17 protein-coding genes are annotated in these 21187 nt (G+C 56.9%); 6 read left to right on the forward strand and 11 right to left on the reverse strand.

Annotated features, from left to right (window positions below; all coding sequences use genetic code 11):
- Nucleotides 1–89: 89 nt before the first annotated feature.
- Nucleotides 90–1766, forward strand: a complete 1677-nt coding sequence (locus CFT68_RS16045; protein ID WP_088844542.1) for a vWA domain-containing protein — start codon at nucleotides 90–92, stop codon at nucleotides 1764–1766.
- A gap of 220 nt (nucleotides 1767–1986) precedes the next feature.
- A complete protein-coding gene (locus CFT68_RS16050) occupies nucleotides 1987–2460 on the forward strand; it encodes a TlpA family protein disulfide reductase (protein ID WP_170934830.1) in 474 nt (157 codons plus the stop codon).
- Nucleotides 2461–2525: 65 nt separating this feature from the next.
- Here the strand turns inward: CFT68_RS16050 and lpdA are convergent, their stop codons facing one another.
- On the reverse strand, nucleotides 2526–3932 hold the full coding sequence (lpdA, locus tag CFT68_RS16055; protein WP_088844544.1) for a dihydrolipoyl dehydrogenase: 1407 nt from the start codon (nucleotides 3930–3932) through the stop codon (nucleotides 2526–2528).
- A 414-nt stretch (nucleotides 3933–4346) separates the two neighbouring features.
- Complete coding sequence (locus tag CFT68_RS16060; protein ID WP_088844545.1) at nucleotides 4347–4727, reverse strand: winged helix-turn-helix transcriptional regulator; 381 nt, start codon at nucleotides 4725–4727, stop codon at nucleotides 4347–4349.
- 277 nt (nucleotides 4728–5004) lie between these two features.
- Between CFT68_RS16060 and CFT68_RS16065 the strand changes: the two genes are divergently transcribed.
- Entirely contained in the window at nucleotides 5005–5754 is a 750-nt protein-coding gene (locus tag CFT68_RS16065) for an SDR family NAD(P)-dependent oxidoreductase (protein ID WP_088844546.1), read from the forward strand.
- Between the two features lie 127 nt (nucleotides 5755–5881).
- On the opposite strand, the gene CFT68_RS16070 is transcribed toward CFT68_RS16065, so the two are convergent.
- The 7 genes from CFT68_RS16070 to CFT68_RS16100 all read right to left on the reverse strand — a co-directional run bounded on the left by CFT68_RS16070 (nucleotide 5882) and on the right by CFT68_RS16100 (nucleotide 11402).
- Nucleotides 5882–6337 (reverse strand): hypothetical protein, encoded by a 456-nt coding sequence (locus CFT68_RS16070; RefSeq protein ID WP_245815416.1) that lies wholly within the window; start codon nucleotides 6335–6337, stop codon nucleotides 5882–5884.
- Nucleotides 6338–6373: 36 nt separating this feature from the next.
- A complete protein-coding gene (locus CFT68_RS16075) occupies nucleotides 6374–7060 on the reverse strand; it encodes a carboxypeptidase-like regulatory domain-containing protein (RefSeq protein WP_088844547.1) in 687 nt (228 codons plus the stop codon).
- Nucleotides 7061–7144: 84 nt separating this feature from the next.
- Nucleotides 7145–7585, reverse strand: coding sequence for a hypothetical protein (locus tag CFT68_RS16080; protein ID WP_088844548.1), 441 nt, complete (start codon nucleotides 7583–7585; stop codon nucleotides 7145–7147).
- 159 nt (nucleotides 7586–7744) lie between these two features.
- Nucleotides 7745–8128, reverse strand: a complete 384-nt coding sequence (locus CFT68_RS16085; RefSeq protein WP_088844549.1) for a hypothetical protein — start codon at nucleotides 8126–8128, stop codon at nucleotides 7745–7747.
- A 542-nt stretch (nucleotides 8129–8670) separates the two neighbouring features.
- The gene (locus tag CFT68_RS16090) at nucleotides 8671–8883 is read right to left on the reverse strand and encodes a helix-turn-helix domain-containing protein (RefSeq protein ID WP_088844550.1); all 213 of its coding nucleotides are present in this window, start codon (nucleotides 8881–8883) and stop codon (nucleotides 8671–8673) included.
- Nucleotides 8883–9380: a Crp/Fnr family transcriptional regulator gene (locus CFT68_RS16095; protein ID WP_088844551.1), complete on the reverse strand. Its 498-nt coding sequence runs from the start codon at nucleotides 9378–9380 to the stop codon at nucleotides 8883–8885. The genes CFT68_RS16090 and CFT68_RS16095 overlap by 1 nt, the downstream gene beginning before the upstream one ends.
- A 360-nt stretch (nucleotides 9381–9740) precedes the next feature.
- Complete coding sequence (locus tag CFT68_RS16100; RefSeq protein ID WP_245815417.1) at nucleotides 9741–11402, reverse strand: M1 family metallopeptidase; 1662 nt, start codon at nucleotides 11400–11402, stop codon at nucleotides 9741–9743.
- A gap of 235 nt (nucleotides 11403–11637) precedes the next feature.
- Here CFT68_RS16100 and yedA point away from each other — a divergent pair, with 235 nt between their 5' ends.
- The 3 genes from yedA (at nucleotide 11638) to CFT68_RS16115 (ending at nucleotide 16039) form a co-directional block, all read left to right on the forward strand.
- Nucleotides 11638–12561, forward strand: a complete 924-nt coding sequence (yedA, locus tag CFT68_RS16105) for a drug/metabolite exporter YedA (protein WP_088844552.1) — start codon at nucleotides 11638–11640, stop codon at nucleotides 12559–12561.
- A gap of 111 nt (nucleotides 12562–12672) precedes the next feature.
- The gene (locus CFT68_RS16110; protein ID WP_245815418.1) at nucleotides 12673–15420 is read left to right on the forward strand and encodes an alpha-L-rhamnosidase-related protein; all 2748 of its coding nucleotides are present in this window, start codon (nucleotides 12673–12675) and stop codon (nucleotides 15418–15420) included.
- 229 nt (nucleotides 15421–15649) lie between these two features.
- Nucleotides 15650–16039 carry a group III truncated hemoglobin gene (locus CFT68_RS16115; RefSeq protein ID WP_088844553.1) on the forward strand — a complete coding sequence of 130 codons (390 nt, stop codon included), beginning with the start codon at nucleotides 15650–15652 and terminating at the stop codon, nucleotides 16037–16039.
- Between the two features lie 367 nt (nucleotides 16040–16406).
- On the opposite strand, the gene odhB is transcribed toward CFT68_RS16115, so the two are convergent.
- Both odhB and CFT68_RS16125 read right to left on the reverse strand, forming a co-directional pair.
- Nucleotides 16407–18077: a 2-oxoglutarate dehydrogenase complex dihydrolipoyllysine-residue succinyltransferase gene (gene odhB / locus CFT68_RS16120; RefSeq protein ID WP_088844554.1), complete on the reverse strand. Its 1671-nt coding sequence runs from the start codon at nucleotides 18075–18077 to the stop codon at nucleotides 16407–16409.
- 131 nt (nucleotides 18078–18208) lie between these two features.
- Complete coding sequence (locus CFT68_RS16125) at nucleotides 18209–21058, reverse strand: 2-oxoglutarate dehydrogenase E1 component (RefSeq protein ID WP_088844555.1); 2850 nt, start codon at nucleotides 21056–21058, stop codon at nucleotides 18209–18211.
- Nucleotides 21059–21187 lie beyond the last annotated feature (129 nt).

Consider the following 21187-nt stretch of genomic DNA (forward strand, 5'->3'; position numbering starts at 1 on the left):
GCGCCGGGCACCCTACCCCCGGCCCACGCTAGGCCACCTCCCGGCAAACCTCTATTTTGCACTCCCTTGTGCCTCCGTTATTCTATCTAATGTTTTCTATTTCCTTCCGGGCTTTTCTCTGTGGATTTATTTTCCTGCTCACCACCAGCGTCACCAACGCCCAAACCACACCATCTGACGCGGAGCTAAACACCTTCTACGACCAGCTCAACGCCTACCGCACCGCCCGCTACCAGCCCCTCCCCGACCTGGAGGCGCTGCAGCTGCCCTCCACCTTCTCGGGCGCCGACCTTAAGGCCCTGCACCTGCAGGAGCGCCACATTGTGCGGGTTGATTTGGTGTACACGGCCTTCCGCCTGAACCCTACCTTTAATCAGCGTCAGCTAAACCTCAGCCGCATCCGCAACCTGGCGAGTGGCCTACCGGGGCTGCTGCAAGATGAGTCTGTGACCTGGACGCTGGTGGAGCAAACCGGCTGCAACAGCCCCACCGAGTGCCAGCCGTTTTTCCATGGGTTTGTGGTGTACGTGGCCCGACACGCCACCGCCGCCACCAGCCGCGCCGACCTCGACAGCCTCACGCGCAAGCTGCGAATCCTGGAAAAGAAGCGCCCTAAAGCCGCCAAGAAAGCCCTCGGCAAAAAGGTGGCCTGCAACCTGCCCGCCAGCCGCTTCAGCAACCGCCAGATGGCCCGCAGCCTGCGCCGACTCTACCACTGCCCCCAGCGCGACGCCCAGGTGGTGAAGTTTGAGCTGGCAGTAGCCGCCGATGGCACCATTCAGACGGTGAAGGTGCTGCCCTCCGCTAGGCCACTATGCATCGCTGAGCTGGAAGAAGCCATCCGGAAAAGCGTGGCGTTCCACTCTGGTTTCCTGGTGGCGGGGAAGGTGTTTCCCTTCAGTGCTAAAGGCGCTATTCGGTTGCCCATCGGGCCCTTGCAGCTGCTGGGTGAAGCCGACATGGGCTTCACCAACTTCACCCTCCCCGACTCGGCGGCCCGGCTGTACCGGGTGTTCCTGAAACACAAGAACAAGCAGCACAAAAACGACTACTGCGAAGCGCGCATCACGAAATCCGGCGAGCTACTGGCCGCTTCCGATACCGCCGCCGTAGAGCTGCCTCTGCCGCCCGATGCCAACGTGGTAACCCGCGTGATGCAGCGCCACCCCGAGTGGAGCAAGGAAGTGGTAGTGACCGACGTCACCGGCAGCATGTTCCCCTACACCTACGACCTGCTGGCCTGGCTGCAGCTCAGCGCCCTCGAAGACGAGAAAACCTTCGTGTTCTTTAACGACGGCAACGACCAGCCCGACAAAGACAAGCGCGTAGGCAAAACCGGCGGCCTCTTCCAGGTGCGCACCGACAGCTACGAGGCCATCAAAAACAAGCTCATCGAAACGATGAAGGCCGGCGGGGGCGGCGACGCGCCCGAAAACGACGCTGAAGCCCTGCTCTACGCCCAGCAGCTCACCGGCCCCAACTCCACCCCCACGGACCTCATCCTGCTTGCCGACAACTACACCTTCCCCCGCGACGCCAAGCTCCTCAAAAACACCACAGCCCACGTCCGCATCATCCTGTGCGGGGTGCGCGACTACATCAACCCGCGCTACCTCGCCTTGGCCCGCAAGCACGGCTTCTCCCTTCACACCATCGAGGGCGACATTGAGGACCTGAGCAAACTACTGGAAGGCGAAACCATCACCATCCAGGGCCAACAGTACCAAGTGACGAAGGATGGGTTTATGCTGGTGCAGAAGACGTAGGACTGCTTTATCAACCCAACCTTATACTATGAGATTTAGACTTTTACTCCTCATATTCCTTTGTACTCTATGTTCCTGTTCAACTCAGAGAGAAAACACTTTTGAAGAAAATCTAGCCATCTGCACGAACAAGCTAGGCCACTTTCCCAAAGGAATTGATACCACTAGCATTGAAGGTGCGAATGCAAAGCTTCACTTTCAGGAGCAAATTCGTGAGTTTATGAAGGGCTCTATCGGCCCTAACTTTAAGGTACAAACGTATACTGGCGATAGTATTATCACAGCACCGATGCAGAATAAGGCGGTGGTTCTATTCTTCTGGTTAGCAACGCTTGATGATGCTCCCGCTGTCTTTAAAAAGTCTGATTTAGCTTCATTTGCGGCCATGAATGCGCTTTGCCGGAAATATAATCAGAGTGTCAATTTTATTGGTTTTCCTTTTAATGACTCTTCAACAGTAAGACGCCATTTGCAAGCACACCCTCTGAATTTCCCTCAAGTTTATGACGATAAAATAACCAGTGATAAACATATAGAATTAACTCAGAATGGAACTCCTTGTGTCATTTTTGTGAATACTCAGGGAAGAGTTGTTAAAATAAGCTCAGGTAATCCCACAAGTGCGAGTCTGATCATAGAAACGTACTCACCTATAATTCAAGCTTGCATAGATAACAAACCTTACAGCAAATAGAAACACAAAAGAGGCTGCAGCTTCTAGGAGCTGCAGCCTCTTTTGTATGTGTTGTCGGCGCGAAATTACATGTGAATCGCGCGGTTCTCGGTGGCGGCTAGGCAGGCTTCCTTCATGGCCTCAGCGTAGGTGGGGTGGGCGTGGCTCATGCGGGCTACGTCCTCGGCGGAGGCGCGGAACTCCATGGCCGTTACGGCTTCGGCAATGAGGTCGGCGATGCGGGGGCCGATCATGTGCACACCCAGGATTTCGTCGGTTTCCTTGTCGGCCAGGACTTTCACGAAGCCGTCGAGGTCCATAGAGGCGCGGGCGCGGCCCGAGGCGCGGAAGGGGAAGTTGCCGGTTTTGTAGGCCTTGCCCTGCTCCTTCAGCTGCTCTTCGGTGTAGCCGACGCCGGCCACTTCCGGCCAGGTGTACACCACGCCGGGGATGAGCAGGTAGTTGATGTGCGGCTTCTGGCCTACAATGGTTTCGGCCACGAACACGCCTTCTTCCTCAGCCTTGTGGGCCAGCATAGCCCCGCGCACCACGTCGCCGATGGCGTAGATGCCAGGCACGTTGGTTTGCAGGTGCTCATCGACCTTAATGCGGCCGCGCTCTTCCATTTCTACGCCGGCAGCTTCTAGGTTCAGGCCTGCGGTGTAGGGCACGCGGCCCACGGCCACCAGACAGTAGTCGCCTTCAAACTTCACTTCCTCGCCTTTCGGGTTGGTAGCGGTTACCGTCACGGCGTCGCCCTCACGGGTAGCGCCGGTTACTTTGTGGCTCAGGAAGAACTCGATGCCGATTTTGCCCAGGATGCGCTTCAGCTCTTTGCCGAGGGCGCGGTCCATGGTTGGAATGAGGGAGTCCATGAACTCCACCACCGATACTTTCGCGCCGAGGCGGGCGTACACAGAAGCCATTTCCAGCCCGATTACGCCGCCGCCAATCACGATCATGTGCTTAGGCACCTCCCGAATGTTCAGGGCCTCGGTGCTGGTGATAATGCGCTGCTTGTCCTGCTTGATGAAGGGCAGCACGGTGGGCTTAGAGCCAGTCGCAATGATGACGTTTTTCGTCTCGATCTGCTGCTCTTCGCCGCCTGCGGTGGGCTGAATTTTGATGTGATTCTTATCCACGAACGAACCCACGCCTTTGATGACGTCGATTTTGTTCTTCTTCATCAGGAACTGAATGCCGTCGGTATTGGCCTTCACCACCCCGTTTTTACGGTCGATGAGCTGGTTCATATTGATCTGCAGGTCGCTCAGCTCAATGCCATGCTCCTTGAAGGTGTGGCCGGCATTGTGGAAATGCTCCGTGCTATCGAGGAGCGCTTTGCTGGGGATGCAGCCCACGTTGAGGCAGGTGCCGCCCAGGGTGTCGTACTTCTCAATCAGGGCAGTTTTGAGGCCTAGCTGGGCGCAGCGGATAGCCGCCACATAACCGCCTGGCCCGGAGCCGATGACGGTAACGTCGTATTGGTTCATATTCAGCGAGTGAATTCGGTGGAAATCAACGGGCACGAAGGTACGGACGGCGAAGTTGTGAAGCGGTGAATTTGTGAAATACTGACCGGGTTCGGCTGCTATTAGAGCTAGAAAACGAGTTCCCCTCCTCAGCTGAGGAGGGGTTAGGGGTGGTTGACTGGCCTAGAACGATTTATAGAGCTTATCGAGACATCTCGCGTGCTGAGGTTGCCATGGCGACTTCTACACCCGCACGTCATCCTGAGCTTGCAAAGGATCCTACCACGTCCGCACGAGGCGCTAGGCCAGTCGTTTAGGCGTGAGAAGATCCTTCGCAAGCTCAGGATGACGTGCGGGTGTAGGCTCGTTCTAGGCCAGGTCAACCACCCCTAGCCCCTCCTCAGCTGAGGAGAGGAACTCGTTTTCTAGCTCTAGTTATAAAGCGCAGTTATATCCTGTCTCCGCTATGGGGACATCGGTGGAAGCAGCGGTTCCAGCGGCTTCGCAGCTGCTGGTCCAGTCGCAGAGGGATTTGAGGATGGGGAGCAGGCGCAGTCCGTTTTCAGTAAGGGAATAATCTACGCGGGGTGGCACCTCGTTGAAGGCTTCGCGCAGAATCAGGCCCGCTTCTTCCAGCTCCTTGAGCTGCTCGGCTAGCACCTTGCGCGATATCAGGGGCATGTGGGCTGCCAGCTGCCCAAACCGGATGCGGCGCCGTCCTATTCCCCAGATGATAAGGGGCTTCCATTTCCCGCCGAGTACCCCCATGGTGCGGGTCATGGCGCAGGTAGAGTTCAGCAGTTGGTCAGTTTTCATGGTAGTTACCTCTAGGTTACTAGTAACGTACTTGTAACTAGTTTCTTCACAAACATACTACCCAATAGATACAAATCCATACCATTATCAGTTCCTTTGTGTAACCAATGCAGACGAGCCGCTAGCAACTCCCTGCATGGCGCCGCAGAAAGCCGATTTGATCAGCGGCTGACTCCGGATGGAGTGACCTAGGCCACTCTGGTTTATCGGCCGGCGCAAAGCAAGCGCGCGAGCTTTCACAACCTTAGCTTAACTTCTCTTCAGCGAGGATACACACATGAAAAAGTTAGAAGGAAAAGTAGCTGTTATCACGGGCGGAAACAGCGGTATAGGCCTAGCCACGGCCAAACGGTTTGTAGAAGAAGGCGCCTACGTATTTATCACGGGCCGCCGCCAGCAGGAGCTGGACGCCGCAGTGCAGGAAATCGGCCGCAACGTAACCGGCGTGCAGGGCGACGTGGCCAACCTCGCCGACCTCGACCGGCTATTTGCCACCGTACAAGCCGAGAAAGGCACTCTCGATATTGTGTTTGCCAATGCCGGCGGCGGCGAGCTTGTCCCTCTGGGCGCCATCACCGAAGAACACTACGACAGAACTTTCAACAGCAACGTGAAGGGCCTGTTGTTTACGGTGCAAAAGGCTCTGCCTCTGCTGAAAGATGGCAGCTCCATTATCCTGAATGCGTCTACTACTTCCATCAAAGGCAGCGAGGCGTTCAGCGTGTACAGCGCTACCAAGGCAGCCGTACGCTCCTTCGCCCGCAACTGGACGCTGGACCTGAAGCAGCGTAAGATTCGGGTAAATGCCCTGAGCCCCGGCCCCATTGACACTCCCGGCCTCGATGGCATCGGCAGCACCCCAGAAGAAAAGGAGCAGATTAAGACGCACCTGGTCAGCACCATCCCCCTCGGCCGCCTAGGCGACCCGGATGAAATAGCCAAAGTCGCTTCCTTCCTCGCCTCCGATGAGAGCAGCTTCATCACGGGCATTGAGCTGTTCGTGGACGGCGGCGCCGCCCAGATATAGGATCTAGTTCTAGGCCACAGCATTGCTAAATGGCCCCTATCCTTGGTTCACACCCGTTTTGACTAAAGCAAAAAGCTCCTCTTCCGTGGCCAGAAGAGGAGCTTACTTTTTATATACAGACTGTGAACTAGGCCGCTAGGCCACTGTGCGCTTCCAGCTGCTGGGCTTGCGCCCGCAACACTTCCCTGGCAATGCCCAGGTTGGTATCGTGAGAGTTAACGGCCAAATAAATGAACCGCCCGCCGTCTTCCGTGACTTTGAGCAGGTGCAACTGGCTGGAGAGCGTAATAAGAATGTCTTCAATAATTTCGTCGGATAGTTGGAGCGCGGCCAAAGCCTTTTGCTTGTGCTTTACTACCTCCGCATTGTAAATGGCCGCCGTAACTGGGTTGATGGATGCGGAGTTGGTATGCGCCGCTAGGCTAGTGCCCGAGGCTACATCCACCACGGCCACGGCCAGCAGACCGGGCAGCTCCATCAGCACATTCTCCACCACCTGCGTTGCGTAAGGGTCGGGCGCCAGCGGCTTAGGGGCTTTATCTGGCCGACGAGAGGATTTTTTGCGGTACGATTTAGGCTTCACTCACGCTTCTACTACATGCACAGGCGCGGCAGACGCCTAGAAAAATAACCACCGGTGCTTCTTCTGCTGGTCGCGCGGAAGCAAGGTTACCTTGGCTGTACTGGTCCCCTGTACAGCCACCTCTTCATCCTGGTAGCCACCGTAGCCATACTTCAGCGTATTAGTGTTAGCGGGCACCGACAGCACATACTCACCCTGGGCGTTGGTAGACACGCCGTAGCGGCTGCCGGGGTGCATCACGGTGGCGCCAGCCAGCGGCTTGCCATTCTCGTTCAGGATTTGGCCGCGCACGGTAATCATGCGCATAGCAGAAGCGGCTGCGGCAGCTTCTGCAGAAGTGGCCAGCATATCGGTGGCTACTTCCGTCGGGATGTTATCCGAAGGCAGGCGCTCAGTGGGCGTGTTGGTACCCGCGAAAACCACTGTGCCTACCAGCACCGCCGAGGCCACCATGGCCGTAGCACGCTGCCGGAAGCGCACAGGCTCGGCCCGGATGTATTGCAATTGTTTCTGCACCCAGCTGGGGGCCGTTCCCGCCTCTTCGGCGGCCTGCAGCTCTTGGAAACGGGTGAGCGTGGTATGCGCCCGATCGGAATCCCGATGCAGGTATGCTTCCACCGCTTTGGCCGAGGCCTTGCTTAGGTCGCCGCGCAGGTACGCATCCTGATATACCGGCAACAGTTCACCGGTTTTCGGATCAAAAGGAGAAGCCGTCAATTTCATAAGCAAAATGGGGGGTTAAGTGAATGGATCGAACAGGAGTAATCGAAACTTCCTCCCCGAGGCGATGTAGGCCAGTCTGCAGTACTACTCGCAGGTGCGCATCACTTCGCGGGCAATACCCAGATTGGTATCGCGGCAGTCTACGGCCACATAGAGGAACCGCTTGCCATCTGGCAACAGGCGCAACAGATGGAGTTGCGTATGGAGTGTAATCAGGATCTCTTCCAGTTGCTCTTCGGGCCCGAGTTGCAGGGCAGCCAAGGCCTTTTGCTGCTGTTTTACTACTTCGGCATTGAAGCCTAGGGCTTTGCTGAGAGCAAACTCGCGGGAGGACGTGTAGGTAGCTAGTGCTACCCCCGAGGCCACTTGTACCACCGCAGCACCCAGCACCTCGGGCAACCCGGCTAGCACGTGCTGCAACATGCGCTCCGATGCAGCTTTCTCCGCACCTGCACCCGCCGCCACAATCTTGTTGACGGGAGTTCCCGTGAGCCCCTGTAAGCGTTGTAAAAATGGAATTTGCATAAAGGCCTACGAATAAGCGCTACTTCACTAGCGCGCTACCGAGCAAGAAAAAGGGCCCGCCTGCCAGACTACCTAGGCCGGCTAGGCCACTCAAACCAGCTGAAAGCACGGCAGGGCCAGCGGTTCCCCACCGGCCCTACCCAACTTGGTTGGCCAGTATTAATTGGCTAGGCCAGCTACGTGGCTACGCAGTACTTCGCGGGCAATAGCCAGGTTGGTATCGCGGGAGTTCACTACCAGGTAAATGAACTTGTTGCCAGCTTCGGTCAGCTTCAGCAAGTGAATCTGGTTGGAGAGGGTAATAAGGATGTCATCAATGGACTCACCCTGCAGTTTCAGGGCCGACATGGCTTTCTGCTTCTGCTTTACTACTTCGGTGTTGTAAGCAGCGGCAGTGTCGGGGTTGATGCTGGGCACATTGGTGTGCGAGGCCAGGCTCATGCCGGAGGTAACGTCTACCACCGCTACTGCCATCAAACCGGGCAGATCGTTGAGGATTTCCTGTACTACTTTGCCAGCAGGATTGTTAACTGAGTAAGCCATGTTTCAATAAGAAAGAGAAAAAAGGAGGAGAAAAAATCGAGTACACTTGCTTTCCCACCATCCATCATCGATTGGTTTCCGGCCCACGCGTTGGCCACTCCACTCATTTAGGATTATACAAGGAAATATTTACAAGTTAAAAGAAAGCTACTAGGTGCTGAACACCACCCAAGTTGCCCGACTTGTTCTACAAATCTCCTGATTATCTCAGCCTGCAAAAATGACTGACATCATTTTGAGAAATGATTGTAGTTAAATTTTTCCCAATCCTTTTCGCCTGGGAGACCATTTTGGGATGATACCGTCTGCTATTCCTATTCTTGCAGTGTGCCTTGCTTCACCTCCCACTTCGCTCTTTCTAGGCTTCGTCCTCTTGCCAACCTGAGTTGTTATACGGGAGAAGTTGGCTATCCGGTTTTGGGCAATCGAATTATATTATTTACTGACGAGTTACTTATGAAAACAGCAAAAGGCGGGCGCCGGAAGTAGTGATTTCCGGCGCCCGCCTTTTGCTAGCGCAAATAGGTAGGTGCGCTTAGTGCTTAATCGTAAAGTGCCGATACTTTGGCCAGCTTTTGCACATCCAGAATGGTAATGCGGCTGCCCTGGGTCCTGATCAAGCTCTCATCTCGGAAATCTGACAACAGCCGACTCGCCGTTTCCTTGGCGGTGCCCATAAGCGCTGCCAGATCCTCGCGAGAAATTGGGATGCTGAACAGGGCGTTGTCGGCGGGCTGGTAGATGTGGTGCAACATCAGCAAGGCCTCAGCCAGCCGCTCGCGCAGGGCTTGTAGGCCGTATGCAGAATGCGCTCTTCCGCTTCGCCCAAGGCTTTGGCCAACAGGCGCATCAAGGAATGCGAGAACTGCGCGTTTTGCTCAATTATACTGAAGAAGTCAGTGCGGGGCACCTGGCACACCACGCAGTCGGTGAGAGCTACGGCTGTGGTGGTGTAAATATCGTTGGACATGAGAGAGCGGTAGCCTAGCACGTCGCCCTCCTTGGCCAGCCGAATGATCTGCTCCTTGCCATCGCCAGTAAGTTTCGAGAGCTTCACCTTGCCTTCCCGGATACAGTATAGGCCACCCGGCCGACTTCCTTTCCGAAAAATCACCTGTCCCTTCTGGTACACCTGATACACCTTGCCCACCGAGACCAAGGACAACTCGCTCAGTTGGCACGAGCCCATCAAGGACTGCTGTAGGTGCGGGCACTCCTGACAGTTGGCGGGTGCCGAGGAAGTTGATTTCATGCTAACGAGATAAAGGATACACTAACCACACAGCAACCTACCAACACCTTGCTCTTTTCATGGAGCGACAAGCATGACGATGATATACCATTATTGGGACAGGACTCTAAAAAGTCCCATTCTATAATCTGGCCAAAAATTCAATTCACCTGTTACAAATGCTTTTAGAGAAGCTAAATCATTAGCCTCAAAACATCCATCACAGGCGAAAATCAAACAAAATTAAAGTTTTTTAATTCTAGCGCAAGAATATAACTGAGTTCAATACGGAATAAGTATATAGAGCTAATTCATCCCACTATGGGATTTATTTCTATAAATAAGACAAAAAACATTCATCAGCACAGGTAGCGCGTTGGTCTATTCTACCAGCACCCCGATGTAGTAATTCAGAGTATCTACCTCCACGTTGTCCTTCGCTAGGCCACTTACCTCAATGGGCTGGAAGGTGGTAGTGGGTTTGATGAACTGGTAGTTGCTGCCTTTGGAGCGGACGCGCACGGGCATATCGAAAGCTCGTTCTTCGGCAATCCAGCGGGCAAGGGTGCGGCCCTGCTCAAAACGCAGCTCTAGCGTAGGCATGCCCGTGTGGCGCAGGTACTGGTTGAATACGGCGGTGAAGTCGCGGCCACTCTGCTGGTTGATGTAGGCCACTACCTGCTCCGTAGTCACCGTTTGGTGATAGAACGTGCTGCCGAGGCCGCGCAGAATCTGGCGCCACTTCTCATCGTTGTTGAGGGCAGTGCGGATGGCGTTGAGCATGTTGCTGCCCTTGTCATACATGTCAGAAGAGCCTTCCTTGTTCACGCCGTAGGGGCCGATGATGGGCTCATCGTTGCGGATATTGCGGCGCTGCCCGTGGATGTAGGCCTGGGCGGCATCCTTGCCGAACTGGCTTTCCACAAACAGGGCTTCGGAGTACGTGGTGAAAGCCTCGTGGATCCACATATCCGCTATGTCCTTGGCGGTGATGTTGTTGCCGAACCACTCGTGGCCGCTTTCGTGGATGATGATGAAGTCCCACTTTAGGCCCCAGCCGGTGCCGGAGCGGTCTTTGCCGAGGTAGCCGTTCTGGTATTTGTTACCGTAGGCCACGGCGCTCTGGTGCTCCATGCCCAGGTGGGGCGCATCTACCAGCTTGTAGCCGTCTTTATAGAATGGGTAGGGCCCAAACCAGTATTCCATCGATTTGAGCATGGGCGGCACGTTATCGGCAAACTGCTTTTTGGCCTTCGCCAGGTTTTCGGGCAGCACCCAGTAGTCGAGGGTGAGGGGTCCTTTCTCGCCGGCGTAGGTACCACCCGAGAAGTGCTGATAGTCGCCCACATTCATAGCCACATCGTAGTTGTTGATGGGGTTGCTCACGAACCAATCGAAGCGGGTGTAGCCGCCTTTTAGGGGCGTGGTTTTGCGCAGGCGGCCATTCGAGACGTCCTTCAGGCCCTTCGGCACCGAGACACTGATGAGCATGCTGTCCACTTCATCGGCTTGGTGGTCTTTGGTAGGCCACCAGATGCTGGCGCCCACGCCCTGGCAGGCCGTAGCTACCCACGGCTTGCCCTTGGCGTCCTGCGTAAAAACGAGGCCACCATCCCAGGGCGCATTCTCGGCCACGGTAGGCTGCCCGGAGTAAAACACCGTGAAGGCGGCCCGCTGGCCTTTGCGGATGGGCTGCGGAAACGTGACAAACACGGCATTGGCCTCCCGGGTGAAAGGCACCTCTTTGCCTTCGTAGGCCACCTTCTCCACTTTCAGATTGGCGAACAGATCAAACTGCAGCCGCGTGAAATCCTGGGTGGCCGTGAACCGGAATTCGTTGGAGCCGCTCAACGACTTCTTGGCCACATCAAGCTTCACATCGAGGTGGTAGTAGTTGAGGTCGTAGCAGGTGCGCAGCGGCGTGAGCGTGCCCCGCAACGAATCGGCGCGCGAGTAGGCGGCTTTGGATTGCAGCAGCTGCGCAGAAACGGAGTGCGACAGGCCTAGCAGGCCCGTCAGGAGAAGCAGTAGGAAAGGACGCACGGGAAATACAGGAGGTGAGTACGCCATAAAGAACGGCATCAGGAGCGAAACGCTGCTTGGTTGTTGGTAAGACTGGCCTAGGAACATCGCAGAATCTAAAAGGCATGACGGTTAGTTTGGCAACGTTAACATACGAGAGGCTGCACTCTGCTTGAAGTTCACTCATATGGCACGAAGCCAGATGCTTCGCGTCATAACCTAGGCCACCTCTGCAAAACCAACGTAGGTTTGTGGCATGTCTGCTTCTGCCTCCCCTTCGCGCGCTTCCATTCTGCTGGCCTTTGCGGCCCTTTACATCATCTGGGGCTCCACGTATCTGGGCATCCGGTTCGCTATTGATTCCATTCCGCCCCTGCTGATGGCCGGCACCCGCTACGCCTTGGCGGGGGCGCTGCTCTATGGCTACATGCGGTGGAAAGGCGAGCCCGCTCCTACCCGGCAGGGTTGGCTCACGGCCCTGATTATTGGTACCTGTTTGCTGGCCTTCGGCAACGGCGGCGTGACGCTGGGCGAGCAGTACATTCCCTCGGGGCTCACGGCGCTGCTAGTCGCCACGGTGCCCATGTTTCTGGCGGTGCTGGGGTGGTGGAGTGGCCTAGCCAGCCGGCCCGCGCCGCTGGTAGCAGTGGGTTTAGCGCTGGGCCTGGGCGGCGTGTATCTGCTGGCCCGCACGCCCGGTGCCAGCCACGTAGCGCTGCCGGGGAACGAAACCTTGGGCATTTCGCTGGTGCTGATAGCGGCGCTGGTGTGGGCCATTGGCTCACTGTATTCCAAGAAGCATCAGCCAGCACCTTCCCCGTTCGTATCAGGCGGGATGCAGATGCTATGTGGCGGCCTCGTTATGTTGGTGGCGGGCCTGGCAAAAGGGGAAGCTGCTGGCTTCGAGGTGGCGCAGGTCACTACCAAGTCGTGGGTGGCTTACGCGTATCTGGTTACGTTTGGGTCGATTGTGGCGTTTACGGCCTATATCTGGCTGTTGCGCGTGGTGGAGCCGGCCCTGGCAGGCACGTATGCCTTCGTGAACCCGGTGGTGGCGGTGCTGCTGGGTTGGGCCTTTGCGGGGGAGCAGCTGAACACCGGGATGCTGGGCGGAGCTGCCCTCATTGTGGTGGCCGTAGCTTTGGTTATCCTGGGCGGGCGGCAGAAAAAACTGGAGTAGCTGCCTCAACTAGTTTCCTAGGCAAGTATCAGGCAGCTATCAGGCGCCGGAGCCTCATCTTTCCGCGCTTCCACTCGTACGTTAAGACTCCCGCCCGTTCGCTTCTTTCCTATGCGCAATCCGTTCCTCCCCGCCGGTTTTCTCCTGACCCTGGGCCTGCTGGGCTCTTGCCAGATGCCAAAAAACACCCCAACTACTTCCGCCCCCGCACCGGCCGCCTCTGTAGTGGCTGCTCCCGTGTGGCAGTCGGCCGCCTATACCGTGTACCGCGACTCCCTGGTCCAGGGCAGCCACACAGCGCGGGCGTTATCGCGCACAGAGCTAACCTCTGATTATCAAAGCCCGGCCAACGAGTTCCAAAGCCCGCAGGTCAACTTCAAGTTCAGCCTCAACGGCAAGGACAACGAGATGCAGCCCGGCCAGGACCACATCTTCATGGCCATTCCGAAAGCCGATGGCACTGGCCTGGAAACGCCCGTCATCGTGTTTGGGCAGCACTACGTGGATAAAACGCCCGTACCTGCCGATACCTACCTAGCGCCCAATACACCCCTGAAGATTCGGCTGGACCTGCGGCCCATGCTGGCGGCCTTTCAGAAGCAGGGCTACTACCCACTCTACAACGGCCAAAAGCTTTATAAGGAAGATTTCAAGCACGTATTCGTGGCCGGCAACACCGCGCCGCTTAGCTGGGACTTCGACAACCTCATCAACAAGCCCCAGCTGGAGCTGAAGGACCCCGATGGCAACGGCATCTACGAAGCCACCGTGGTGCTCAACGCCCACTCCGATGCCAAAACCACCGCCGGCCGCTGGAAAGCCACGCTGGATGTCTCGGCCTTTCCCAAGCTGACTTCTGATTACCCTTTGCTGGATGCGCTATATAACCTGGCCCTGGAAGAGGCCAAGCGCTCCGTGGAGCCCGACGGCACCTTCCGGACCGGCCAGGAATGGGCGGGCGTCTGGACGCGTGACATCAGCTACAGCATCATTCTCTCTCAAGCCCTGTTGCAGCCCGAAGTAGCCAAAACTAGCCTGCTGCGCAAGGTCTCGAAAACTGGACGCATCATTCAGGATACCGGCACCGGCGGCGCCTACCCCTGCTCCACCGACCGAATCATCTGGGCCACCGCGGCCTGGGAAATATACAAGGCTACCGGCGACGAGGCTTGGCTGCGGCAGGTGTATCCCATCATCAAGAACTCCATTGAGGATGATCAGCAAGTGGCCTACGACCCCGCTACGGGCCTCGTGCGCGGCGAGTCATCGTTCTTGGACTGGCGCGAGCAAACCTACCCCAAGTGGATGCAGCCCGTGGACATTTACCAGAGCGAAACGCTGGGCACCAACGCGGCGCACTTCCAGGGGAACCAGGTACTGGCGATGATGGCCGAGAAGCTAGGCCACTCGGAGGTAGCCGCCAAGCACCGGAAGGCCGCCGAGCAGATCAAAGCCGGCATAAATCAGCACCTCTGGCTGGAGGAGAAAGGTTACTATGGCCAGTTCTTGTACGGCCGCAATTTCCTTTCTGTATCGCCGAAAGCGGAGGCGCTGGGCGAGGCCCTGACGGTGCTGTTTGGCGTAACTGATGAAGCCCGTGCCCGTACGGTTGTGGCCAGCACGCCCGTCATGGACTACGGCGTACCCTGCATCTACCCCCAGATTTCGGGCATTCCGCCTTACCATAATAATGCCGTGTGGCCCTTCGTGCAGAGTTACTGGGGCTTGGCCGCCGCCAAAGTGGGCAACGAAGCCTCCTTCCTGGAAAGCCTGATGGCCGTGGCCCGCCCGGCTGCGCTCTTCCTCACGGACAAGGAGAACTTTGTAGCCAGCAACGGCGACTTTGCGGGCACCCAGATCAACAGCAGCAATATGCTCTGGAGCCTTTCCGGCACGCTAGGCCTAGTGTATAAAGGCGTATTCGGGATGGATTTTCAGGCCGACCGCCTGACGTTCCGGCCTTTCGTACCGCAGGCGTTGCAAGGCACGCGCAAACTCGCTGGCTTCAAGTACCGCCAAGCTTTGCTGGATGTGGAACTGATCGGCTACGGCCGTACCATCCGCAGCATCACGCTAGACGGCCAGCCCCTCCCCGATGCCACCGTGCACTCTACGCTCACCGGCTCGCACAGCATTCGTATTGAGTTGGCTAATGAAGCTCCGGCCACCGCATCGCAGAACAAAGTGGCCCACCATGTGGCTCCCATGACGCCGGCAGTGGCCTACAGCAGCGGCCGCCTCACCTGGGCCCCTATCGAAGGTGCCAAAGCCTACCAGGTGCTGCGCAACGGGCAGTTTGTAGGCCGTACTACTACCCCCGAGTTTACCGTGCCCGCGCCAGTGGCCTACACAGAGTACCAGGTGCTGGCCGTGGATGCTGCCGGGTTTGAGAGCTTCGCCAGCGAGCCGCTGCCCGTGAGTGCCGATAAATTCCGCCGCACTTATGAGCTGGAAACTACTGCCAGTAAATCGCCTAAATCCTACAAAGGCTACACCGGCAAAGGCTTTGTGGAAACCAGTACTACTCAAAACCGGAGCTTAACCACTCGCGTGCAGATTCCGGAAACCGGGCTTTACGCCATCGATTTCCGGTATGCCAACGGCAATGGCCCCATCAACACCAGCAACAAATGTGCTATCCGGGCGCTGCGCCTGGGCCGGCAGCAACTGGGCACTGTGGTGCTGCCGCAGCGTGGCGTGGAGGAGTGGTCGGATTGGGGCTTCTCGAACCCAGTTCTGGTGCGGCTTGAGAAAGGAAGCCACCCGCTTACCCTGGCCTACGAGCCAGCCAACACCAATATGAATGGCGAAGTAAACCAAGCTATGCTTGACTATCTGCGAGTAACTCGCGTCAGATGATCCGGAGGTATCCACAAAAAATATTCTCTTTAACAGTGTAGTCAGGCTTTTAGCCTGACTACACTGTTTTATAGCAACTTAGGAACTTTGCACTCTGTGTACGGCTTATACCTACACTGCATTGTAAAAAGATTAAATTAAATTTTTCTGATTATTGGCGAATGTGACGCAACCTGCGTAAATTCGCTACGTATCCGAAAGCCCACTCAGTTTAGTCACTCTGCCAGCTATGAAAACCTCTGCTACTCTGCCTGACATTTGCACCGAGCGTGATATCAAAACGCTGGTTGATACGCTGTGCCAAAAGGCTACGAATGACACGCTGCTGGGAGCTAGTTTTGGCGCCGCCGCACGTATTCACTGGCCTCATTACCTCACCACCCAGTACCGCTACTGGAGCAGCACCCTGCTAGGCCACGGCAGCACCGAAGGCGAGCCCCTACCCGAGCAAGTAGCCCTGCCCCGCAGCGGCCAACATATTCAGCACTGGCTCACCATTTTCTCTTCCACCATTGAAGAGCATTTCTCCGGCTCTAAAGCCGAGGAAGCCAAGCAACTCGCCAAACAGCTGGCCACGCGCCTAAGCGCCACCCGCTCACGTGACCTGCCCGTTGACTGACCTACCCTGACTTTCCCGCTTTCCCCTTCCTTCCCGACCTACCCACCTTTACTCCGTTCCTCACTTATCCACCCATCCCACCCATAAAAAAGCCCACCAGATCCACATCCGGCGGGCTTTTTTATTTTACCCCAACCTTCCTTTGATAAATAGAATGCCATCCTGAGCAGAGCGAAGGATCTTCTCATTTCAACACGAGGCCCTAGACCAGTTATTCTCGCATGAAAAGATCCTTCGCTCCGCTCAGGATGACGTGCTTTATGGTGTTTAGTATATTGACTCAAAGCAAATTCGCCGCCTTCTACCTATTCCTAACGAACTGGCAAAAGGCGGCGAACCGCATGTTATAGTGGCCTAGGCCAGTTGCTTACACTCCTAGCAGCAGACGCGTTGGGTCTTCGAGCAGCTCTTTCACGCGCACCAGGAACGACACCGACTCGCGGCCGTCGATGATGCGGTGGTCGTAGCTCAGGGCCAGATACATCATCGGGCGAATTACTACTTGGCCGTTCTCAGCAATGGGGCGCTGCACAATGTTGTGCATGCCCAAAATAGCCGACTGCGGGGCGTTGATGATCGGAGTGCTCATCATCGAGCCGAACACGCCCCCGTTGGTGATAGTGAACGTACCGCCGGTCATCTGCTCAATGGTGAGCTTGTTGTCGCGGGCTAGGCCAGCCAGGCGCTGAATTTCCTTCTCGATACCATCGAACGACAGCTCCTCCGCGTTGCGGATTACCGGTACCACCAGGCCTTTGGGGGCCGATACGGCGATGCTGATGTCGCAGAAGTCGTTGTACAGGATGTCGGTGCCATCGATCTGGGCATTCACGGCGGGCCACTCTTTCAGGGCCACGCACACGGCCTTGGTGAAGAACGACATGAAGCCGAGGCCTACGCTGTGCTTCTCCTTGAACTTGTCCTTGAACTTGTTGCGCAGGTCCATGATGGGCTGCATGTTCACCTCGTTGAAGGTGGTGAGCATGGCCGTTTCGTTCTTCACAGAAACCAAACGACGCGCTACTGTCTTGCGCAGGTTGCTCATCCGCTCGCGGCGCACGTTGCGGTTGCCGCTGGCTGCCGGAGCCGCCTGTGCAGGCGCAGCCTTAGCAGGTGCCGACGCCGGAGCGGCAGCGGGTACCGGTGCAGCCGGACGAGCCTGGGCGTTCTGGGCGTCTTCCTTGGTAATACGCCCATCGCGGCCGGAGCCTTGCACGTCGCCGGGGTTGATGCCTTTTTCACCTAGGATTTTACCAGCTGCCGGCGAAGGCGTACCGGTGGCGTAGCTCGTAGTGCTGGAAGCAGAAACTGCGGCAGCCGCCGGAGCAGCCTGACTAGCGGCCAGAGCGGCAGCTGGTGCAGCAGCAGGAGCTGAAGCGCCGCTGCCCCCTTCGATACGGGCAATAGTAGCGCCTATACCGATGGTTTCGCCTTCCTTGGCCGCGTGGCGCAGAGTGCCGCTACCTTCGGCGGGCAGCTCAAACGTGGCTTTGTCCGACTCCAGTTCGGCAATGATTTCATCGCGCTGTACCTGGGCGCCGTCTTCCTTCAGCCACTTGGCCACGGTCACCTCCGTGATGGACTCGCCCACCGCCGGAATCTTCATCTCCACCGTAGTACCACCGCCATTGCTGGCGGAAGCACCTGAAGCGGCCGGAGCAGCTGCACCACCCTCAGGCTTTCCACCGTAGCCGGCCTGGTCGCTGGCCGCGGGGTTTTCTTCGCCTTTGCTGATGGGGTCAGCCGCAGAAGCCGCCGGAGCGCTAGCAGCCGGGGCCGGAGCCGCTGGGGCGCTGGCTGCGCCGTCACCGCTGATATCCGCAATGGTAGTTCCGATACCGATGGTTTCGCCTTCCGCCACGCGAATTTTCAGGACGCCATCTGCCTCAGCAGGCAGCTCAAACGTGGCTTTATCGGATTCCAGCTCGGCAATAATTTCGTCTCGCTTTACGGTTTCACCGTCGGCTTTGAGCCATTTGGCAATGGTAACCTCAGTGATGGACTCGCCGACGGCGGGGATTTTAATTTCCAGACCCATAGGTGGGAGTTTTGAAGGGTTTTCGGGAGGATGTCGTGTGAACTGTCATTCCGAGCCGGAGGCGAGGAATCTGGGTCGAGGCTCTAGGCCAGTAACTCAGATTTCTCCCTCTGCTTGGAATGTCAGCTTATTTAGTCGGTTTTCTGCGCTTTGGCGGCAGTTTCCTTGATGATGGAATCGGCTACTTCCTCGCGGGGCTTGTCGAAGGCGCGGGCAACGAGCTCTTTCTGCTCCTTCACGTGTACCTTGTTGTAGCCGGTAGCCGGCGACGCGGATGGCTTGCGCGAAATCACATCTTCCAGCTCGCGGCGCATGAAGCGCAGCAAGTAGTTCCAGTAGCCCATGTTCTCCGGCTCCTCTTGTACCCAGTACACTTTGGCTTTCGGATACTTGGCCAGCTCAGCGTCCAGCTGCTTCTTGGGGAAGGGGTGCAGCTGCTCCAGGCGTACCAGCGCCACATCGGTGCGGCCCGACTTCTGCTGCTCTTCTAGCAAATCAAAGTAGATTTTGCCTGAGCACAGCAGCACGCGCTTCACCTTCTTGGCATCGGCGTACACATCGCCTAGCACCTCGCGGAAAGAGCCAGAAGTGAACTCCTCTACCGGCGATACGCACAGCGGATGGCGCAGCATCGACTTCGGCGACATTACTACCAGCGGCTTGCGGAACTCCCAGGTCAGCTGACGACGCAGCGCGTGGAATAAGTTGGCCGGCGTGGTCATGTTGGCCACGATGATGTTGTTCTCAGCAGCCAGCTGCAGGAAGCGCTCGGGGCGGGCGTTGGAGTGCTCGGGGCCCTGGCCTTCGTAGCCGTGGGGCAACAGCATTACCACGCCGTTCATGCGCTGCCACTTGCTCTCCGACGACACCACAAACTGGTCAATCATCGTCTGGGCACCGTTGGCGAAGTCACCGAACTGCGCTTCCCACACCACGAGTGCAGTCGGGTTAGCCATGGCGTAACCGAACTCGAAGCCCAGCACTGCATACTCACTTAGTAAGGAGTTGTAAATGCTTAGCTGCTCCTGGCCTTCCTCAATGTTGTTGAGCGAGTTGTAAGGTGCCGAGGTTTCAGCATCGTGGAGTACGGCGTGACGGTGCGAGAACGTACCGCGCTGCACGTCCTGGCCGCTTACGCGCACAATGTGCTTTTCGTGCAGCAACGAGCCGTAGGCCAGTAGCTCACCGGCGGCCCAGTTGAGCACGCGGCTTTCAAAGAACATTTTCTTGCGCTCCTCCATCAGCTTCTCAATCTGCTTCAGGGGACGGAAGCCTTCGGGCAACGTGGTCAGGGCCTGACCCACCTTCTGCACTACCTCTTCGCTGATGCCCGTTTGGGGTGACTGCTCGAAATCCTCGGGCTTGCTGCGCCGCAGGCTGCGCCACTCATTTTCGAGGGCCTGATAGTTGTAAGGAAGCGGCTTCTGCTTCACCATATCCAGGCGGGCCTGGAGCAGGTCGCGGAATTCGCGGTCCATCTGGTTAGCCAGTTCCGCGTCTACGTCGCCGCGCTGCACCAGCATGGCGTTGTATACCTCGCGGGGGTTCTGGTGCTTCGAGATGAGGTTGTAGAGCGTGGGCTGCGTGAACTTAGGCTCATCTGACTCGTTGTGGCCGTGGCGGCGGTAGCACACCATATCAATAAAGATATCGGCGTGGAACTGCTGACGGTACTCCGTAGCCAAACGCACGGCAAATACTACTGCTTCGGGGTCGTCGCCGTTCACGTGTAGCACCGGCGCGTCGATAATCTTCGCGAGGTCGGTGCTGTAGATAGACGAGCGGGCGTCTTCGAAGTCGGTAGTAAATCCAACCTGGTTGTTAATTACGAAGTGAATGGTGCCGCCGGTCTTGTAGCCTTCCAGCAACGACATCTGCGTAAGTTCATAGCCAATGCCCTGACCAGCTAACGCGGCGTCGCCATGTATCAGGATGGGCAGAATCTGGTGGTAGTCTCCGCCATACTGGTGCTCGATTTTGGCACGCACGAAGCCCTCTACCACGGGGTTCACGGCCTCTAAGTGCGAGGGGTTCGGGGCAAGCTTCAGATTTACCTTGCTGCCGTTCTCCGCCTCTACCTCCGAGCTGTAGCCCATGTGGTACTTCACGTCGCCGTCGCCCATGGTCAGGTCCGGAACGGCAGTGCCCTCGAATTCCGAGAAGATCTGCTCATAGGTCTTGCCCATGATGTTGGCCAGCACGTTCAGGCGGCCACGGTGGGCCATCCCGATCATCACTTCCTTCACGCCCAGCTCCGACGACTTATTAATAATAGCATCGAGGGCCGGAATGGTCGTTTCGCCGCCTTCCAGGGAGAAGCGCTTCTGGCCTAGGAATTTGGTGTGCAGGAAGTTTTCGAATACAACGGCCTCATTCAGCTTCTTGAGAATGCGCTTTTTGTAGTCCAGGCCAGGATTAAAGCTCAGCGAGTCCTTCTCCACTTTCTCCCGGAACCAGTCGAGCACCTGCGGGTCGCGGATGTACATGTACTCGAACCCGATGGTGCGCGTGTAGATTTTCTGCAGCGCCGCCACAATGTCGCGCAGCGTAGCCGACTGGCCTAGGCCGAGAATCTCGCCGTTCTTGAAAACGGTATCTAGGTCGGAGTCGCTCAGACCGAAGTCGGTGAGAGAAAGGCGGGCCTTCCGGTCCTTGCGGGGGCGCACGGGGTTGGTGAGAGCCACCAAGTGGCCGCGGCTGCGGTAGGCATGAATCAGGTTACGCACCTGCGTTTCCTTATCCGCCGATACCGTGTCAACGGCCCGAATCTGGCCGGCTTGGTTGGTGCTGGCCTGCGTGGTGAGTACGCCTTCGCCATCAGCCTGCGGTAGGCCACCTTCGGGGTACTGCTGAGAGAAATCGAAGCCCTCGAAAAACTTGCGCCAGCCAAAGTCAACCGACTCGGGGTCATTCTTATAAGCTTGGTACAGTTGGTCGATGTATTCGCCGTGGGCGTTGGCGATATAAGAGTAAGCGTCCATGCGGTGGGAGCTGGTGTGGTCGAGGTAAAGGTAAAGTCTCTGACTAAAAAGCAAAAACTGATATTCGCATACTCAAATAAACCTGTGAGTCAACTCAATAATTCATCTACTCTTATAATAAAGGCTTAG

This window comes from Hymenobacter gelipurpurascens (assembly GCF_900187375.1).
Taxonomy (GTDB): Bacteria; Bacteroidota; Bacteroidia; order Cytophagales; family Hymenobacteraceae; genus Hymenobacter; species Hymenobacter gelipurpurascens.

Coding starts and splice junctions, on each gene's coding strand:
- CFT68_RS16045 (WP_088844542.1), top strand. CDS start 90: ATGTTTTCTATTTCCTTCCGGGCTTTTCTCTGTGGATTTATTTTCCTG.
- CFT68_RS16050 (WP_170934830.1), top strand. CDS start 1,987: ATGAAGGGCTCTATCGGCCCTAACTTTAAGGTACAAACGTATACTGGC.
- lpdA (WP_088844544.1), bottom strand. CDS start 3,932: ATGAACCAATACGACGTTACCGTCATCGGCTCCGGGCCAGGCGGTTAT.
- CFT68_RS16060 (WP_088844545.1), bottom strand. CDS start 4,727: ATGAAAACTGACCAACTGCTGAACTCTACCTGCGCCATGACCCGCACC.
- CFT68_RS16065 (WP_088844546.1), top strand. CDS start 5,005: ATGAAAAAGTTAGAAGGAAAAGTAGCTGTTATCACGGGCGGAAACAGC.
- CFT68_RS16075 (WP_088844547.1), bottom strand. CDS start 7,060: ATGAAATTGACGGCTTCTCCTTTTGATCCGAAAACCGGTGAACTGTTG.
- CFT68_RS16080 (WP_088844548.1), bottom strand. CDS start 7,585: ATGCAAATTCCATTTTTACAACGCTTACAGGGGCTCACGGGAACTCCC.
- CFT68_RS16085 (WP_088844549.1), bottom strand. CDS start 8,128: ATGGCTTACTCAGTTAACAATCCTGCTGGCAAAGTAGTACAGGAAATC.
- CFT68_RS16090 (WP_088844550.1), bottom strand. CDS start 8,883: ATGTTGCACCACATCTACCAGCCCGCCGACAACGCCCTGTTCAGCATC.
- CFT68_RS16095 (WP_088844551.1), bottom strand. CDS start 9,380: ATGAAATCAACTTCCTCGGCACCCGCCAACTGTCAGGAGTGCCCGCAC.
- yedA (WP_088844552.1), top strand. CDS start 11,638: ATGTCTGCTTCTGCCTCCCCTTCGCGCGCTTCCATTCTGCTGGCCTTT.
- CFT68_RS16110 (WP_245815418.1), top strand. CDS start 12,673: ATGCGCAATCCGTTCCTCCCCGCCGGTTTTCTCCTGACCCTGGGCCTG.
- CFT68_RS16115 (WP_088844553.1), top strand. CDS start 15,650: ATGAAAACCTCTGCTACTCTGCCTGACATTTGCACCGAGCGTGATATC.
- odhB (WP_088844554.1), bottom strand. CDS start 18,077: ATGGGTCTGGAAATTAAAATCCCCGCCGTCGGCGAGTCCATCACTGAG.
- CFT68_RS16125 (WP_088844555.1), bottom strand. CDS start 21,058: ATGGACGCTTACTCTTATATCGCCAACGCCCACGGCGAATACATCGAC.